The sequence below is a fragment of the Mesorhizobium sp. M1409 genome (assembly GCF_040317535.1).
Classification (GTDB): Bacteria; Pseudomonadota; Alphaproteobacteria; order Rhizobiales; family Rhizobiaceae; genus Mesorhizobium.
In genome coordinates this window covers 154,996-172,788 of sequence record NZ_JAMYKV010000001.1, presented here as the reverse complement: position 1 = coordinate 172,788, position 17,793 = coordinate 154,996, and the positions used below count along the sequence as shown (strand labels likewise).

The following is a 17,793-nucleotide window of genomic DNA, read 5'->3' as shown; positions in this document are numbered from 1 at the left end:
GCCTCCCGGCAATTCCAATCTATTCCGCCGCCACGCCCATGCGCATGCGTTCCATCTCGATCAGCGCGCGACGGTATTCGACCGGCATGATCTTGCGGAATTTCGGCCGGAATGTCGTCCAGTCGTCGAGGATCTCGCGACCGCGCACCGAACCGGTGTAGTGAACATGGTTCGAGATCAGCTGGTAGAGCCGCTCCTCGTCATGGCTGGTCATGTCGCCGGACACGTCGACGCGACCCTTGTGATCAAGGTCGCCGCCATGGTGCAGCAGCCTTTCCATCAAATCGTCTTCTTCCGGAACCGGTTCCAGCTCGACCATCGCCATGTTGCAACGCTCCGCGAAATCGCCGGCCTCGTCGAGCACATAGGCGACGCCACCCGACATGCCGGCGGCGAAGTTGCGGCCGGTCTGGCCGATGACGACGACGATGCCGCCGGTCATGTACTCGCAACCATGGTCGCCGACGCCTTCGACGACAGCCGCCACGCCCGAATTGCGCACGGCGAAACGCTCCCCGGCGACACCGGCGAAATAGGCCTCGCCCTCGGTCGCGCCATAGAGCACCGTGTTGCCGACGATGATGGAGTCCGCCGCGACGATCTTGGCCTCTTCCGGCGGCCGGATGACGATGCGGCCGCCCGACAGGCCCTTGCCGACATAGTCGTTGCCGGCGCCGACAAGCTCGAACGAAATGCCGCGCGCCAGGAAGGCGCCGAAGGACTGGCCGGCGGTACCGGTGAGCTTCACCGAGATCGTGTCCTCGCGCAGGCCCTTGTGCTTGAAGCGCTTGGCCACTTCGCCCGACAGCATGGCGCCGGTCGAGCGGTCGACATTGCGGATGTCGACCTCGATCTTGACCGGCTGCTTGCTTTCGAGCGCCGGCTTGGCCAGTTCGATCAGCTTGCGGTCGAGCACGTCGTCGATCGGATGCTTCTGCCGCTCGGTCCAATGCACCGCTTCATGCGGCGCATCCGGCTTGAAGAACATCTTCGAGAAATCGAGCCCGCGTGCCTTCCAGTGCACGATCAGGTCGCGCTTTTCCAGCAGGTCGGTGTCGCCGATGATCTGGTCGATATGGGTGTAGCCCATCTCGGCAAGCAGACCGCGAACCTCTTCCGCCACGTAGAAGAAGAAGTTGATGACGTGCTCGGGCGTACCCTTGAAGCGCTTGCGCAGCACCGGATCCTGCGTCGCGACGCCGACCGGGCAGGTGTTGAGATGGCACTTGCGCATCATGATGCAGCCGGCCGCGATCAGCGGCGCGGTCGAGAAGCCGAACTCGTCGGCGCCGAGCAGCGCGCCGATGATGACATCGCGGCCGGTGCGCAAGCCGCCGTCGACCTGCAGCGCAACGCGTGACCGCAAGCCGTTCAGAACCAACGTCTGGTGCGTCTCGGCGAGGCCCATTTCCCACGGGCTGCCGGCATGCTTGAGCGAGGTCAGCGGCGAGGCACCGGTACCGCCATCATAGCCGGAGATGGTGATGTGGTCGGCGCGCGCCTTGGCGACGCCCGCCGCAACCGTGCCGACGCCGACTTCCGACACCAGCTTGACCGACACGTCGGCCGCCGGGTTGACGTTCTTCAGATCGTAGATCAGCTGTGCCAGATCCTCGATCGAATAGATGTCGTGATGCGGCGGCGGCGAAATCAGGCCGACGCCCGGCGTCGAATGCCGGACCTTGGCGATGGTCGCGTCGACCTTGTGGCCGGGCAGCTGGCCGCCCTCGCCGGGCTTGGCACCCTGCGCCACCTTGATCTGCATCATGTCGGAATTGACGAGGTATTCGGCCGTGACGCCGAAACGCCCGGAGGCGATCTGCTTGATCGCCGAGCGTTCGGGGTTCTTGCCGCCGCCAGGCAGCGGCAGATAGCGGTCGGCCTCTTCGCCGCCCTCACCGGTGTTCGACTTGCCGCCGATCTGGTTCATGGCGCGCGCCAGCGTCGTGTGCGCCTCGCGTGAGATCGAGCCGAACGACATCGCCCCGGTCGAGAACCGCTTGACGATGTCGGCCGCCGACATGACGTCGTCGAGCGCGACCTTCTTTCGGCCAGTCTCCTCGGCCAGCTTGAGCCTGAACAGGCCGCGAATGGTCTGTGCGCGGGCCGTCTCGCTGTCGATCTGGGCGGAATAGTCCTTGAACGTCTCCCACGATCCCTGGCGCACGGCGTGCTGCAATGTGGCGACCGCGTCGGGCGACCATATATGCGCCTCGCCGCGCATGCGGAACATGTATTCGCCGCCGACCTCGAGGCTGTTGCGCAGCACCGGGTCGTTGCCGAAACCGTCATCGTGGCGGCTGAGCGTCTCGGTCGCGATCTCGTCCAGCCCGACGCCTTCGATCAGCGTCGCTGTGCCGGTGAAATATTGCTGCACGAAATCGGTCTTCAGCCCGATGGCGTCGAAGATCTGCGCGCCGCAATAGGACTGGTAGGTCGAGATGCCCATCTTGGACATCACCTTGAGGATGCCCTTGCCGATCGACTTGATGTAGCGCGAGACGACTTCGTAGGCGTCCACTTCCTTCGGCAGCTCGCCACGCTTGTGCATGTCGAGCAGCGTGTCGAAGGCAAGGTAAGGATTGATCGCCTCGGCGCCATAGCCGGCGAGGCAGCAGAAATGATGCACCTCGCGCGGCTCGCCGGATTCGACGACGAGGCCGACCGAGGTGCGCAGCCCCTTGCGGATCAGGTGATGATGGACCGCGGCTGTCGCCAGAAGCGCCGGTATGGCGATGCGGTCCGGCCCGACCTGGCGGTCGGACAGGATGATGATGTTGTAGCCGCCGGCGACCGCCGCCTCCGCCCGCTCGCACAAGCGGTCGATGGCGCCCTGCATGCCCGCGGCCCCTTCGGCGGAGCCATAGGTGATGTCGATCGTCTTGGTGTCGAAGCGGTCCTCGGTGTGGCCGATGGAGCGGATCTTTTCGAGATCGCCATTGGTCAGGATCGGCTGGCGCACCTCGAGCCGCTTGCGGCGCGAATTGCCGACCAGGTCGAAGATGTTCGGCCGCGGCCCGATGAAGGACACAAGGCTCATCACCAGTTCCTCGCGGATCGGATCGATCGGCGGGTTGGTGACCTGGGCGAAGTTCTGTTTGAAATAGGTGTAGAGCAGCTTCGACTTGTCCGACATGGCCGAGATCGGCGTGTCGGTACCCATCGAGCCCACGGCTTCCTGGCCTGTCGTCGCCATCGGCGACATCAACAGCTTGGTGTCTTCCTGGCTGTAGCCGAACGCCTGCTGGCGATCAAGCAGGCTGACGTCCCTGCGCAGTTCGCGCGGCTCGACCGGCTTCAGATCTTCCAGGATGAGCTGCGTATTGGCGAGCCAGGTCTTGTAGGGATGCTTGGCCGCGATCTCCGACTTGAGCTCCTCGTCGGAAACGATGCGTCCCTTCTCCAGGTCGATCAGCAGCATGCGGCCAGGCTGCAGCCGCCACTTCTTGACGATCTTCTCCTCCGGCACCGGCAGCACGCCGGCTTCCGAGGCCATGATGACGCGGTCGTCGTCGGTAACGATGTAACGCGCCGGGCGCAGTCCGTTGCGGTCGAGCGTGGCGCCGATCTGGCGGCCATCTGTGAAGACCACCGCCGCCGGTCCGTCCCACGGCTCCATCAGTGCCGCATGGTATTCGTAGAAGGCCTTGCGATCGGCATCCATCAGCTTGTTGCCGGCCCAGGCTTCCGGGATCAGCATCATCATGGCGTGGCTGAGGCTGTATCCGCCCTGGAACAGGAACTCGAGCGCATTGTCGAAGCAGGCGGTATCGGATTGGCCGTCATAGGAGATCGGCCAAAGCTTCGAGATGTTGTTGCCGAACAGTTCGGAATCGACGGACGCCTGCCGCGCCGCCATCCAGTTGTTGTTGCCGCGCACGGTGTTGATCTCGCCATTGTGGGCGACCATGCGATAGGGATGCGCCAGCTTCCACGATGGGAAGGTGTTGGTCGAGAAGCGCTGGTGGACGAGGATCAGTGCCGTCTCGAAGCGTGGATCGATCAGGTCCTTGTAATAGGCACCGACCTGATAGGCCAGGAACATGCCCTTGTAGACGATCGTGCGCGCCGACAGCGACACGCAATAGGCGCCGATGTCCTTGTTGTCGTTCTCGGCATAGATGCGGCCCGATATGACCTTGCGCAGCAGATAGAGCCTGGCCTCATACTCCTCGTCGTCGGTAATGTCTGGCGTGCGTCCGATGAAGATCTGCCGGTGGAACGGCTCGGACGCCACGATATCAGCCGCCTTCGACAACGACGAATTGTCGACGGGCACGTCACGGAAACCGATGAGCGGAAGCCCCTCGGATTGCGCCGATTCGGCGATGATGTCCTCGATATGGGCGCGAAGTGCCGCGTCCTGCGGCATGAACCAATGTCCGACTCCGTACTGGCCCGCCGGTGGCAGGTCGATGCCCTGGGCCGCCATCTCCTCGCGGAAGAAACGATCGGGAAGCTGCACCAGCACGCCGGCGCCATCGCCGACCAGGGGATCGGAACCGACGGCGCCGCGATGCGTCAGGTTTTCGAGCACGGCAAGCCCGTCCTTGACGATCTGATGCGACTTCACGCCCTTCATGTTGACGATGAAGCCGACGCCGCAGGCGTCATGCTCGTTGCGCGGATCGTAGAGGCCTCGGGCGGAAAAGCCGTTGCCGGTGCGGCCAATGTTGGATCTACCGATATTGGTCAGGGACGTATTTTTGACGGCTGCCGCTTTCGTCTGCGCGGCCTGGCCGTTCGTCGCAGAGTGCGTCATGTCCGTCATCTCCTGTCCTCCGTTCCCAGCCCGTCGGGCGCTGGTTTGCCTCGGCAAGCGCTTGGCTCACCCTGATCCTTGCGGCACGTCTTGCGAAATCCTTGCCGGACCAGGCGGCTTTCCACATGGTTCGTATCGTACAGGCCAGATTGAGGCCGTCCACCTGTCGCTCGCGGCAACAGCCGGAGAGGCCCAAATGATACGCCAATCCAGCTCGTTTTGTGCGACAAAATAAGACAGCACTACTGTCCTAAATTTTTATGACAGAAATTCCGGACGCATACAAGACCGATTCACAAAAAACTTGGGCCTTTCGCGACAGAAAATTACGTGAAGTCGGGTAAAAACGTAAGGTTCAGTCGCCAATCTCTGCCCTGCCGGCCTGGCTGGCGTTACCGATTTTCCGGCGTCTGGCCCCTTGCGATCAGCACGCGAAACCGGTCAACTTCAGGCTGACTTCCCCAAACCCCGATTTCCCCAAAACCCCGATTCCCTAGACATAGGCAGATGCATGTTCTTCGCTTCCGACAATTGGGCAGGCGCCCATCCCAATATCGTTGCTGGCCTGTCGGCCAATGCCGGCGGCTTTTCCAACGCCTATGGCGACGGTGCGCTCGACAAGGCAGTCTATCAGCGATTCAATGAGATTTTCGAACGCGAGGTCGCGGTGTTCTTCGTCGCAACCGGCACTGCCGCCAACTCGCTGGCGCTGACCGCCTATAACAAGCCTGGCGGCATCTCCTTCGCCCACCGCGAATCGCATGTCATCGAGGACGAATGCGGCGCGCCGTCATATTTTTCCGGCGGCTCGCGCCTGCATGAGATCGATGGCGCGCTTGGCAAGATCGACCCGCACAATCTGGAACGGACCATCGGCCGTTTCGCGCCCGAAATCGTCCATTGGGGACGGCCGATGGCCGTTTCGATCACCCAGTCGACCGAGGTCGGCACTATCTACGGGCTGAATGAGATCGCGACGATCTCGGTGATCGCCAAACGACATTCGGTGCCCCTGCACATGGATGGCGCCCGCTTCGCCAACGCGCTCGTCGCGCTCGACACGACGCCAGCCGAAATGACCTGGAAACGCGGCGTCGACATCCTCTCCTTCGGCGGCACCAAGAACGGCTGTTGGTGCGCGGAGGCGATCGTGCTGTTCGATCTCGACCGCGCCAGGGAATTGGCCTTCCTGCGCAAGCGCGCCGCCCAGCTGTTTTCGAAATCCCGCTTCGTCGCGGCGCAGTTCGAGGCCTATTTCAAGGATGGATTGTGGCTGGACACCGCCCGCCACGCCAACGCCATGGCCGCGCGCCTTGCGGCGGCGATCGAGGATTCGGCCACGGCAAAGCTGGCCTGGCTGCCGCAGGCGAATGAGGTGTTCGCGGTGATCAAGAAAGCCGACGCCGAAAAGCTGCAGGCAGCCGGCGCTGCCTTCTACGACTGGCATAAGCCACATGGCTTTGACGGCCACATCAGCGAGGACGAGCTGCTCTATCGCTTCGTCACCAGCTTCGCCACCACGGCAGGGGAAGTCGACCGCTTTGGTCAGTTGATCGCTTGATAATCGATGTCCCGGACAACAAAAAAGGCGACGCCTTTCGGCGCCGCCTTTGCCTTGGGAGGCTACAGGTTTAATTGGCGGACTTGGCCTCGATCTGCTTGGCCTTGGCCGGAGCCGAGGTGATCGCAATCTTGCGCGGCTTCAGTTCCTCGGGAATGTTGCGCGTGAGGTCGACGAAGAGCAGGCCATTCTTCAGCGCGGCGCCGACAACTTCGACGTGATCGGCAAGCTGGAAGCGGCGCTCGAAAGCCCTCGAAGCGATACCGCGGTAGAGCAGTTCGGACCCTTCGCCGGTGCCCTCGTCCTTGCGCTCACCCTTCACGGTCAACACATTGCGATGGGCTTCGATCGAGATTTCCTCGTCCGAGAAGCCGGCAACCGCCATCGAGATGCGATAGGAATCCTCGCCGGTGCGCTCGATGTTGTAGGGCGGATAGGTCTGCGCGCCATCCGGCTGCGCAAGCGAATCGAGCATGGTGAAGAGACGGTCGAAGCCGACGGTCGAACGATAGAGCGGGGAAAAATCAACGTGACGCATGAGTGTTCTCCTGTTGAGCAACATGGTTTGCGTATGGCCGGTGCGAAACCCTTGAGCGGCGTTTCGGCTGGACCAGCGGCCCCAACATTGGCGGCCGCACCAGACATTTGGGGAGCGCTCGAATGCATTTCAAGATTACATCCGGTGGCAAAGAAGCCGTGCGGCTGGTGCCTTGATGAACGGCAGATGAACCGTCGCTTCGGCGCGCGTTCAGACAACCGGGGCTAAGGTGCATTCCAGGATCAAGGATTGGCGGCGCCGATTGCACAACAGGCACCGCACCGAGGCCGACCGGGTGTCAACGTCCCTTCCTCCCGGATCGACAGAGGCCGGAAGCATGCTTTCAAGCGGCTTCCGGCCTTCCCCGTTCCAGCCTCCGTTGCCGTGAATTGCTTTGCTTTTGGCGCATGGGCGTCTATCACCTTAGCGAGCCGGCCGGCACAGGCAGGCATGCGAGACGCCAAGCACGAAGCGCCGAATGACGGATCTTTTCAACGACAACCCCCTTTTTCACGAAATTGAGGGCAATCCGCGGCCGGAAAACGCTTCCGGCGGCTTCTTCACCACGCGCGAAGGCAAGAAGATCCGCTACGGCCTGTTCGGCGCGGTCGCTCGCCCGATGAAGGGCACCGTGGTCCTGCTGTCTGGCCGCAACGAGTGCATCGAGAAATATTTCGAAACCATCCGCAACCTCGCCGATCGCGGCTTTGGCGTCGCCACCCTCGACTGGCGCGGCCAGGGCGATTCCGACCGGCTGATCCGCGATCGCCAGCGCGGCTATGTCAGGAGCTTCGGCGACTATACCGCGGACCTCGAACAGTTCTTCGAGGAGATCGTGCTGCCCGACTGCCGGGGTCCCTACTACATCCTGGCGCATTCGGCGGGCGCATTGATCACCCTGCTTGCCGCGCGGTCGATGGTGAACCGCGTGCGGCGCATGGTGCTGATCGCGCCCTTCCTGACGCTGCCCGATCTGCCGGTCTCGATATCGACGGTTCGCCGCGTGTGTTCGCTGTTTTGCGCTGTCGGCCTCGGCCGGCTCTATGCCGCCTGGGGCCCGCGGCCGAAGGTGACGGCCCCGTTCGAGACCAACAAGCTGACGAGCGACCCGGTGCGCTATCGGCGCAACACGCGGATCTACGAAGAGTACCCGCAACTGGCACTTGGGGGCCCCACGATCCGCTGGCTGCGGGCAGCCGCGAAAGCCTCTGAAGCCGTCAGCGACCCCGACTTCATGGCTCGGATCCAGATTCCGCTGCTGATAATCGCCGCCGGCGCCGACCAGGTCGTCTCGACCAGGGCCGTGGAAGCCTACGCCAGGCGTCTGCGGCTCGGTTCGCTGCTGATGATCGACGGTTCCCGTCACGAAATCCTGCAGGAAGCCGACATCTACCGTGAGCAGTTGCTCGCCGCCTTCGATGCCTTCATTCCCGGCAGCGACGACCCGACTGCCTGATAAGCGCCGATCGCTGGCTGTCACGGCGCTGGACATTGGCTGACATTGCCGCCGAGGTCGGCGTCTCGCCGGTCTATCTGACGCAAGTCTTCCAGCAGGTCGAGGCCATGCCGCTCTACCGCTACCATCTGCGCCTGCGGCTGGCGCGCGCGCTCTCCAGCCACAGCCATTTCAGTTCCGCTTTCAGACAGGTTTACGGCCGCACGCCAGCGGAATTCCAGCGCTCGATAAGGTCGCGCTGAAATATAATATCAGCCGCGCAAGGCGGCCATGGCAGCCGCGTGAAGCTCCGGCGTTGCTGCGGCGAGCACGTCACCGCCCTGTTCCGCTGGTCCGCCATCGAATGTGGTGACGACACCACCGGCCTTCTCGATGATCGGGATCAGCGCCACGATGTCGTAGGGCTTCAAACCGGGATCGGCGACGATATCGACGCTTCCCGACGCGATCATGGCAAAGGCGTAGCAATCGGTGCCGTAGCGAGCGAGCTGAACCTGTTTCTCGAACTGGTCGTAGCGATTGCGCGCCTCGTCCTTGAACAGTGCCGGCGTGGTGGTGAATAGCGTCGCCTCGGCCAGCTTCGTCGTCTTGCGGGTTGTCAGTTTTCGCGGACCGCCTGGACCCTCATAGTGAGAGCCGGAGGCGTTGGCGTAGAAAAGCTCACCGGTGAAGGGCTGTGACATCATGCCGGCCACAGCATCGCCATCTACCGTCAGCCCAACCAGCGTCCCCCATACCGGCAGGCCGGAAATGAAGGCGCGGGTGCCGTCGATCGGGTCGATCACCCAGACATGCCGGCTCGAAATGTTCTCGCTACCGTGCTCCTCGCCGAGGATACCATGGTCGGGATACCGCGCCGATATCAGCGTCCGGATGGCGCGCTCAGCCTCGCGATCGGCCTCGGTGACCGGGTCGAAACTGCCCTTTTCCTTGTTGGCGACAGTCCCCTGGCTACGAAAGCGCGGCAAGGTCTCCGCCGCCGCTGCCTGCGCGATGCGGCGCATGAAATCGATGCTGATGTCCAACTGATTCTCCCGCATTGCAGCATGCTCAAGCCGTGCTCTGCCGCCAATTTTGTGCCAAAACAAGGGTGTTCGACGATTTTTCCGCAGCGCCATCTGTTGCCTGGATGTCACACAAGCACCGTCGAAACGCAATTTCCACATCAGAGTGAATTAAAAAAGCCTGAAGGTCGCTTGACATTTGTGCAGCGCACAATACCCTCATCCTCGGACAGGTTTTCCTGTCCATGCCCTCCTTGGGCGTTTCCTCCCTAGACTTCGACCGTATCGTGCAAACGATGCGGTCTTTTTTTACGCCGCGATTTCCAATGCATGTCGCCCAAAAGCATGGGGCAACGACATGCATACAAGGCGGATTTCACTCCGCGGCCAGTGGCAGGTCGACGAAATGATGGTCGGGCATCGACATCAGGTCGGCTGAAAATCGCGTCAAATCGTCGGCCAGAGCGTCGAAGCCGGCGGCCTTCTCGAATGTCCGCTCGTTCATGTAGAGCCCGCGATTGACCTCGATCTGCAGCGCATGCAGATGGCGCGCCGGGCGGCCATAGTGCTCGGTGATGAAGCCGCCGGCATAGGGCTTGTTGTGGGCGACGGTATAGCCCATGGCGGTGAGCAGGCCGATCGCGGTCTCGGTCAGGGCCGCGGCGGCCGAGATGCCGAAACGATCGCCGATGATGAAGTCGGGCCGCACGCCGCTGTCGCCGACACGAATGCTCGCCGGCATCGAGTGGCAATCGATCAGCACGGCGAAGCCGAAACGCGCATGAGTCCTGGTCAAAAGCCGCTTCAGCGTCTCATGATAAGGCTTGTAGACGGCCTCGATGCGGGCGACCGCTTCGGCCAGCGGCAAGCGGCCGGGATAGATATCGAGCCCCTCGCCGACCAACTTCGGCACCGTGCCAAGTCCACCGGCCACCCGCGCCGAGCGGATATTGCAGAAGGACGGCACCGGCTCGGCGAACATACGCGGATCGAGCTCCCACGGCTCGCGGTTGACGTCGAGATAGGCCCGCGGGAAATTCGCCGCCAGCATCGGTGCGCCGAGCGCGACGGCGCCGCCGAACAGCTCATCGACGTAACAGTCTTCCGATCGGCGGATGGCGTTGCGGTCCAGCCTCGCCATGGCCAGGAAGCGTTCTGGATAGTGGCGGCCGCTATGCGGTGAGTTGAAGAGGAAGGGGGAGGGGACGCGCTGCTCGGCGCCCAACCGGATTTCGAAGGGTGGAAAGACCGAAAAATCCTCGGCTGCCGTCTTCAATTTGAACGAACCCGAAAACACCAGTGCATCATCATGTGAAAGTGCCACCTTGCTGGCCGCGTGTCCAGCATTTCAGCGGCCGCGCAGCCGGGGCAAATATGGATCATCGCCTTCCGCGTTCACTTGATGTTTACCCTCACCTCCTCATATACAGGATGGTTAACGGGCTTGCCCAACGGCAACCTCGGGCGGGTGATTCGGACGGGATATCATGGCACGCATTCTTCTGGCGGAAGACGACGACGATATGCGTCGGTTCCTCGTCAAGGCGCTTGAGCGCGCGGGTTACCAGGTTAGCGATTTCGACAATGGCGCCAGCGCCTATGAGCGGCTGCGCGAGGAGCCGTTCTCGCTGCTGCTGACCGACATCGTCATGCCGGAGATGGATGGCATCGAGCTGGCACGCCGCGCCACCGAGATAGATCCTGATTTGAAAGTCATGTTCATCACCGGTTTCGCCGCCGTTGCGCTGAACCCGGATTCCAAGGCACCGAAAGACGCCAAGGTGCTGTCGAAGCCGTTCCACCTGCGCGACCTCGTCAACGAGGTCGAGAAGATGCTGCACGCGGCCTGAGCCGCTTTCCAAGCGAGGCGCCGCACCTCTTCGCCACTGCGGCGAGACGACGCCTTCTTTCCTTTTTCCTGCTATTGACGCGCTGGATCAAAAATGGTGTATGCGCGGCTTCGGATGGGCGTGTAGCTCAGCGGGAGAGCACTGCATTGACATTGCAGGGGTCACAGGTTCAATCCCTGTCACGCCCACCATCCAATCCAGACAGTCAGATCTTAAAGCGGCACCCTGGCCGGCTCGCCAGAGCTGGACGATTTCGTTCGCCCCAAGGGAAACTGGACGTTGGCGGGCTTTTCGAGCGCAACGCGCCCGTCCCGGCGCCAACCGGAACGGGCTGCGGGCGATCAGATCATTGCGGCTCTGGATCGGGTGTATTTCCCGGCCTGTCCGGCGTGCCGCCCTTGCCTTCGCGGCAAGGCTCGCCGGTGCCGCAGCATTTGCCGTTGTAGGTTACGCCAGGCTTCTGCCTGTCGCATTCCCTGGGACTGGTTGTCTTGCAGCCGGCCAGCACCGAAACGGCGATGGCGGCCAAAAGGACGTTTCTCGAAACAGTAAACATGAGACATTCTCCTTGATGGACCATGTTTGGACACATCGCTTGGTCGCGCCTCGGGAGAAATTTGTTCAAAGAGAATTGCGCATGCCGGCGAAGATCATTTTGTGCCGCATGGCGACGAAGGGCCTCACGAGACCTCCATGCCCCGGAGCTATTGTTTGAAGCAGGCGCGGCGTTCGCGTGACAGCAAGTCCCGCACGACCGGCTACTTCGAGGGCCTCGTCGCGGACCTAGACACCCGCGACGGCGCAAAGACTTTTCATCCTGGCAACCGCCAGGTCCGGAGCGGCCAGCAATCCGGCTTGGTCGGCAAGGCGGAAGACATCGGCATAGTGACGGATGCCGCGCGCCGACTGCATGCCGCCGACCATCGCAAAATGGTCCTGATGGCCGTTCAGCCAGGCCATGAAGACGATGCCGGCCTTGTAATATTCGGTCGGCGCCTCGAAGATCTTTCGCGACAGCGGCACGGTCGGCGCCATCAATGCGTCATAGCCGGCGCGGTTCCCCTCCGCCAGTTTCGCCAGTGCTGCATTGGCGACGGGCGCGATGGCGTCGAAGATACCGAGCAGCGCATGCGAATGCCTTTGCTCGTCGCCGGCGATCAGTTCGGGGTAGTTGAAGTCGTCACCGGTGAACATGACGACGCCCTCCGGCAGGCGGTTCCTGAGCGCGACCTCCTTGCCGGCATCGAGCAGCGAGATTTTTATCCCTGCCACCTTGTCGGCGTGGCGTTCGATGATGGCGACGACTGTGTCGAGCGCGGCCTCGAAATCGCTGCTGCCCCAATAGCCCTTGAGCGCCGGATCGAACATGTCGCCCAGCCAGTGCAGGATGGCCTTGCCGGATGCCTGGGACAGGATGCGGTCGTAAACACGCGCATAGTCATCCGGGCCCTTGGCCGTCGCCGCGAGCGCCCGGCTGGCCATCATGATCGCCTTGCCGCCAAGTCCTTCGATGAAAGCGAACTGCTGCTCATAGGCGGTGATCACGTCATCGAGCGTCCTGGCAGCGGCCGGCGCCAGATGATCGGTGCCGGCGCCCGAGGCCAGGTCGGCGCCATCGATGGTACGCGCCTCGGCGATCGAGCGGCGGATCAATTCCTGCGCGTTTGTCCAGTCGAAGCCCATGCCGCGCTGCGACGTGTCCATCGCCTCGGCGATGCGGAAGCCGAGCCGCCACAGATGGCGCCGGAACGCCATCGTCCTGTCCCAGTCGACCACCGGCCTGGACCACGGATCGGTCATCGCAAGCGGATCGGCAACGACATGCGCGGCGGCATAGGCGATGCGGGAAAACCGCGCGCCGATCACAGGCTGCACCGGCTGGCCGGCAAGCGCGTAGCGGGTACTGCGGCCATCCTCACCAGGCAAGGAAATGTCCATCGATCTCTCCTTTCCCGCGCCTATTAAATGGAACGTTCCAATAAATCAAGAAGCTTTGAGATTCAGGGTTCATTCACAGGCGAATGCTGCATTGCAACACAGAAAGCCTTATAACACATGCCGTTTGAGCGCATACAGTCGATCATTCAGCACCATTGAAAAATCCGGATTGACTCGGGATCGACGCGATGATTAGAACGTTCCAATAGATTTGACCATCAAATCGGAAGGGTGCATCTGAATGGCCAGCCGGGCCAAGGCGACGATATTCGACATCGCCCGCGAAGCGGGCGTGTCCAAATCGACGGTATCGCTCGTGCTCCAGGGCAGCGGGCTGATCCGGCCTGAGACCGCAAGCAAGGTGCGCAAGGCGATCGAGGATGTCGGCTACGTCTACAACCGCGGCGCCGCCAATCTGCGCAAGGCTCACTCCAATGTCATCGGCATGGTCATCAACGATCTCACCAATCCTTTCTTCGCGGAACTGGCGGTCGGCATGGAACGCGTCTTTCAGTCGGCCGGCATCGTGCCATTCATCGCCAACACGGCGGAAAATCCGGTGCGCCAGGAAGAAGTGCTGAAGTCGCTGATGGAGCAAGGTGTCGCCGGCCTCATCGTGTCGCCGGCGCGCGGCACGACGCCGGGCGCCTTCCGCAGGATCGAGACGGCGGGCCTGCCGGTGGTCTTCGCCATGCGCCGGCTACCGGAAAGCCGCATCCCCGTGATCGCGCCCGACAATCATCGCGGTGCCTATCTCGCCACCGCTCATCTGATCGGCAAGGGACATCGCCGGCTGGTCTTCTTCGGCGGCTCGTCCGATATGGTGGTCTATCACGAGCGGCTTGGCGGATTTCGCGAAGCCTGCGAGACGCAGGGCATTGCCGCCGGTGACGCGCTTGTCGTCGAAGGCGAGACCAGCCGCAGAGGTGGTATCGCGTGCCTGGAGACCGCTCTCATGATGGCTGAACCGCCGACCGCGGCACTCTGCTTCAACGACGCCGTCGCCTTTGGCGCCATGCTGGCGCTGCGCAAGCGTGGGCTTGAGCCGGGCGCTGATTTCGCCATCGTCGGCTTCGACGACGTGGCCGAGGCCGAGCATTACATGCCGGCTCTGACCAGCGTCGCGGTGGACTCGGCGGGCCTCGGCGAACGTGCCGCCCATGTCATGCTGAAAATGATCCAGTCGCGCACCACGCGGGCCGAGGATCATATCGGCGCGGTCAATCTCGTGGTCAGGGAAAGCTGCGGCCCGGATCGCCGCGCCCGAAACAGGCCCGCGGGTTCGGGGGACGCGGCATGAGCGTCAGATGGGGGTTGATCGGCGCCAGCACGATCGCCAGACAGTTCATGATCAACGCCATCCGTGCGCAAGGCGACGGCGAGATCGCGGCGGTGATGAGTTCCAGCCCCGAGCGCGCCACCGCCTATGCCGGGGAAAACAACATTCCGCTTGCCGTCTCGACGCTCGATGCCCTGCTCGGCGCCGACATCGACGCCGTCTACATCTCGACCACCAACGAATTGCACCTCGAGCAGGCGCTCGCCGCGATCAAGGCGGGAAAGCACGTTCTGTGCGAAAAGCCACTGGCGCTGAGCAGTGCCGGTGCGCGCACGATGGTCGCTGCCGCCAGGGCCGCCGGCGTCGTACTCGGCACCAACCATCATCTGCGGAACGCCGGCGCGCATCGCGCCATGCGCGAGGCGATCGCCGCCGGCCGCATCGGCAAGCCGATCGCCGCGCGTGTCTTCCATTCCGTCTATTTGCCCGAAAGCCTGCAGGGCTGGCGCATTGCCAAGCCCGAGGCAGGCGGCGGTGTGGTGCTCGATATCACCGTGCATGACGCCGACACGCTGCGTTTCGTGCTCGGCGACGACCCGGTCGAGGTGTCTGCTTTCACCCAGTCGGCCGGCATGGCCGGCAACGGGCTGGAAGATGGCGCCATGTGCATCTGGCGCTTCAAATCGGGCGTCATTGCCCAGTCGCATGAGGGCTTCACCACCAAGTTCGCCGGCACCGGCTTCGAGGTGCATGGCTCGGAAGGCTCGCTGATTGCCGGCAATGTGATGACACAGAGGCCGGTCGGCTCGGTGATGCTTCGCACCGCGGCAGGCGAAGAGGAATTGAGCTTCGACCGCGAGGATCTTTATGCGCGCTCCGTGCGCCAGTTCCACACCGCGATCCGTGGCGAGGGTCAGCCCTCCGCCACCGGCGAGGACGGCATTTGGTCGCTGACCGCTGCCGAAGCAGCGCTGCAATCTGCCAGTTCCGGCAAGTCCGTCAAGATCGACCCGAAACTCGGGAGCATGAATTGAGCAAGGTCGTTTCCGCAGCTGAAGCCGCCGGCCTGATCAAGGATGGCATGGTCGTGTCCGTGTCCTCATCCAGCGGCCTCGGCTGCCCGGACGCCGTGCTGGCCGCCATCGGCGAGCGCTTCGATGGGGAAGGCCATCCAAAGAACATCACCACACTGCATCCTATCGCCGCCGGCGACATGTATGGCATTAGGGGTATCGACCATCTTGCCAAACCCGGCCTGCTGAAGCGCACTTTGTGCGGCTCCTATCCGTCCGGCCCCTCCTCTTCCGAGCCGCCGCAGATCTGGAAGATGATCGGCGACAATTCGGTCGCCGCCTACAACGTGCCGTCCGGCATCCTATTCGATATGCACCGCGAAGCCGCCGCCAAGCGGCCGGGCGTGCTGACCAAGGTCGGTCTCGATACCTTCGCCGACCCCCGACACCAGGGGTGCGCCATGAACGCCGCCGCCAGCGAGCCGATCGTTTCGGTGCAGCAGTTCGATGGCGAGGAATGGCTCTATTTCCGCTCGATCGTGCCTGATGTCTCGATCATCCGCGCCACCACGGCCGACGAGCGCGGCAACCTCACGTACGAGCACGAGGGCGCCTATCTCGGCGGCCTCGAACAGGCGCTCGCCGCCCGCAACAATGGCGGCGTCGTCATTGCTCAGGTCAAGCGCGTCGTCGAAAACGGCACACTGAAGCCTCATGATGTGCGCGTTCCCGGCGTGCTGGTCGACCATATCGTCGTCGCGCCCGACCAGTTGCAGACGACGCTGACGCCCTACGACCCGGCCATCTCGGGTGAAATCTTCCGGCCGCTGTCGAGCTTCCGCAATGCCGAGATGAACGTCCAGAAGGTGATCGCGCGCCGCGTCGCCATGGAGCTGCGCGACGGCATGGCCGTCAACATCGGCTTCGGCATCTCCGCCAATGTGCCGCGCATCCTTCTCGAGGAAGGCCAGCACGGCAAGGTCACCTGGGTGATCGAACAGGGCGCGGTCGGCGGCGTGCCGCTGCTCGACTTCAAATTCGGCTGCTCATCGAACGCCGACGCCTTCATGCCCTCGCCGCACCAGTTCATCTACTTCCAGGCCGGCGGCTTCGATGCCTCGCTGCTGTCCTTCCTGCAGATCGACCGCCACGGCTCGGTCAACGTCTCGAAGCTTTCGGCAAGGCCGCACGTCACCGCCGGTGCCGGCGGCTTTGTCGACATCACCGCACGGGCGAAGAAGATCGTCTTCTCCGGTTTCTTCAATGCCGGGGCCAAGCTGTCACTGGCCGATGGCGGCATCCGCATCGACGCGGAGGGCAAGGTCAAGAAGGTGGTCGCGGAGGTCGAGCACATCTCGTTCTCGGGCAAGCGCGCGGTCGCGCAGGGACAGGACATCACCTACGTCACCGAGCGCTGCGTGATGAAGCTGACGCCGGACGGGCTGGTGGTAACCGAACTCGCACCCGGCATCGATCTGCAGCGCGATGTGCTGGCGCAGGCCGAATTTCCGCTAGGCATTACCAAGGACCTCAAGACGACACCGAGCGCGCTCTACCTGGACCAGCCGATGGGCCTGTCGCTGAATGGCGCCGCCTCGCTCGGAGGCGCGCATGGCTGAGCGTCTCGTCACCTTCGAGCAGGGTGGTGCCATCGGCATCGTCACGCTGCGCCGGCCGGAGAAATTCAACGCGCTCGACATCCCGATGCTGCGGGCGCTGGAGACGGCGCTCGACGCGGCCGAGATGGCGGAAGGCGTACGCGTCGTGTTGCTGCGCGGCGAAGGCAAGGGCTTTTGCGCCGGCGGCGATGTCGAGGCCTGGGCGCGGATGAGTGCCGCCGATTTCCAGGTGCAATGGGTGCGCTATGGCCATCGCGTCTTCGACAGGCTGGCGCGGCTCAGGCAACCGACCATCGCCGTTCTGTCCGGCCATGCGCTGGGCGGCGGGCTGGAACTGGCTGTGGCTTGTGATTTCCGCGTCGCGGAAACACATGTGAAATTGGGCTTTCCCGAAACCTCGATCGGCGTTGTTCCCGGCTGGTCCGGCACGCAGCGCGCCGTGCGCCGCTTCGGTGCGCAGACGGTGCGCCGCATGGCACTGGGCGGCGAGATCTTTCTCGCCCCTGAAGCACTGGCCCTGGGTGTGGTCGACCGGGTGGTCGAGACCGGCGAGGCGCACGACGAAGCCAAGGCATGGGCCGAAAAGATCGCCGAGCGCGGTCCGCTGGCGACGGAAGCCGCCAAATTGATGATCGCTGTCGCCGAAGGCGAGGAAAGTGCCGCCGCCACTGAAGCGCTGGCCAGTGGCTTAATCGCCATGACGGGCGATCTCAAGGCCGGCGTCGGTGCTTTCAAGACCAAGCAGAAGCCGGCCTTTTCGAGATCCTAGAGGA

The 17,793-nt window shown here is 63.1% G+C and carries 13 protein-coding genes, 1 tRNA gene and 1 pseudogene; 9 read left to right on the top strand and 6 right to left on the bottom strand.

The features are described from left to right. Window positions 1-19: 19 nt before the first annotated feature. The gene (gltB, locus tag NKG99_RS00850; RefSeq protein WP_352863272.1) at window positions 20-4,771 is read right to left on the bottom strand and encodes a glutamate synthase large subunit; all 4,752 of its coding nucleotides are present in this window, start codon (window positions 4,769-4,771) and stop codon (window positions 20-22) included. Between the two features lie 502 nt (window positions 4,772-5,273). On the opposite strand from gltB, the gene NKG99_RS00845 reads away from it, so the two are divergent. Continuing rightward, entirely contained in the window at window positions 5,274-6,323 is a 1,050-nt protein-coding gene (locus NKG99_RS00845) for a threonine aldolase family protein (RefSeq protein ID WP_352863271.1), read from the top strand. A 70-nt stretch (window positions 6,324-6,393) separates the two neighbouring features. Here the strand turns inward: NKG99_RS00845 and NKG99_RS00840 are convergent, their stop codons facing one another. Next, window positions 6,394-6,861: an Hsp20 family protein gene (locus tag NKG99_RS00840; protein ID WP_352863269.1), complete on the bottom strand. Its 468-nt coding sequence runs from the start codon at window positions 6,859-6,861 to the stop codon at window positions 6,394-6,396. Window positions 6,862-7,339: 478 nt separating this feature from the next. On the opposite strand from NKG99_RS00840, the gene NKG99_RS00835 reads away from it, so the two are divergent. Further along, window positions 7,340-8,317 carry an alpha/beta fold hydrolase gene (locus NKG99_RS00835; protein ID WP_352863267.1) on the top strand — a complete coding sequence of 326 codons (978 nt, stop codon included), beginning with the start codon at window positions 7,340-7,342 and terminating at the stop codon, window positions 8,315-8,317. Then, window positions 8,302-8,559 (top strand): annotated as a pseudogene (locus tag NKG99_RS00830) (AraC family transcriptional regulator); the annotation flags it as partial. The gene NKG99_RS00835 and the pseudogene NKG99_RS00830, both read left to right, overlap by 16 nt. Window positions 8,560-8,568: 9 nt before the next feature. Here the strand turns inward: NKG99_RS00830 and hisN are convergent. After that, window positions 8,569-9,342, bottom strand: a complete 774-nt coding sequence (hisN, locus tag NKG99_RS00825; RefSeq protein ID WP_352863266.1) for a histidinol-phosphatase — start codon at window positions 9,340-9,342, stop codon at window positions 8,569-8,571. 355 nt (window positions 9,343-9,697) lie between these two features. Further along, on the bottom strand, window positions 9,698-10,645 hold the full coding sequence (locus NKG99_RS00820) for an N-formylglutamate amidohydrolase (RefSeq protein WP_352863264.1): 948 nt from the start codon (window positions 10,643-10,645) through the stop codon (window positions 9,698-9,700). A gap of 163 nt (window positions 10,646-10,808) precedes the next feature. Here NKG99_RS00820 and cpdR point away from each other — a divergent pair, with 163 nt between their 5' ends. Further along, entirely contained in the window at window positions 10,809-11,171 is a 363-nt protein-coding gene (gene cpdR, locus NKG99_RS00815) for a cell cycle two-component system response regulator CpdR (protein WP_010911372.1), read from the top strand. Window positions 11,172-11,287: 116 nt separating this feature from the next. Then, window positions 11,288-11,362, top strand: a tRNA-Val gene (locus tag NKG99_RS00810). 155 nt (window positions 11,363-11,517) lie between these two features. Here NKG99_RS00810 and NKG99_RS00805 read toward each other — a convergent pair. Both NKG99_RS00805 and NKG99_RS00800 read right to left on the bottom strand, forming a co-directional pair. Next, window positions 11,518-11,727, bottom strand: coding sequence for a hypothetical protein (locus tag NKG99_RS00805; protein WP_352863263.1), 210 nt, complete (start codon window positions 11,725-11,727; stop codon window positions 11,518-11,520). Window positions 11,728-11,954: 227 nt separating this feature from the next. Then, complete coding sequence (locus NKG99_RS00800) at window positions 11,955-13,109, bottom strand: dihydrodipicolinate synthase family protein (RefSeq protein WP_352863262.1); 1,155 nt, start codon at window positions 13,107-13,109, stop codon at window positions 11,955-11,957. Between the two features lie 241 nt (window positions 13,110-13,350). Here NKG99_RS00800 and NKG99_RS00795 point away from each other — a divergent pair, with 241 nt between their 5' ends. The 4 genes from NKG99_RS00795 to NKG99_RS00780 are packed head-to-tail and all read left to right on the top strand — an operon-like array spanning window position 13,351 to window position 17,789. After that, window positions 13,351-14,409, top strand: a complete 1,059-nt coding sequence (locus NKG99_RS00795; protein ID WP_352863261.1) for a LacI family DNA-binding transcriptional regulator — start codon at window positions 13,351-13,353, stop codon at window positions 14,407-14,409. Beyond that, window positions 14,406-15,422, top strand: coding sequence for a Gfo/Idh/MocA family protein (locus tag NKG99_RS00790; RefSeq protein WP_352863260.1), 1,017 nt, complete (start codon window positions 14,406-14,408; stop codon window positions 15,420-15,422). Before NKG99_RS00795 ends, NKG99_RS00790 begins: the two co-directional genes overlap by 4 nt. Continuing rightward, complete coding sequence (locus NKG99_RS00785) at window positions 15,419-17,020, top strand: acyl CoA:acetate/3-ketoacid CoA transferase (protein WP_352863259.1); 1,602 nt, start codon at window positions 15,419-15,421, stop codon at window positions 17,018-17,020. Before NKG99_RS00790 ends, NKG99_RS00785 begins: the two co-directional genes overlap by 4 nt. Continuing rightward, a complete protein-coding gene (locus NKG99_RS00780) occupies window positions 17,013-17,789 on the top strand; it encodes an enoyl-CoA hydratase/isomerase family protein (protein ID WP_352863257.1) in 777 nt (258 codons plus the stop codon). The genes NKG99_RS00785 and NKG99_RS00780 overlap by 8 nt, the downstream gene beginning before the upstream one ends. The last annotated feature ends 4 nt before the right edge of the window (window positions 17,790-17,793 follow it).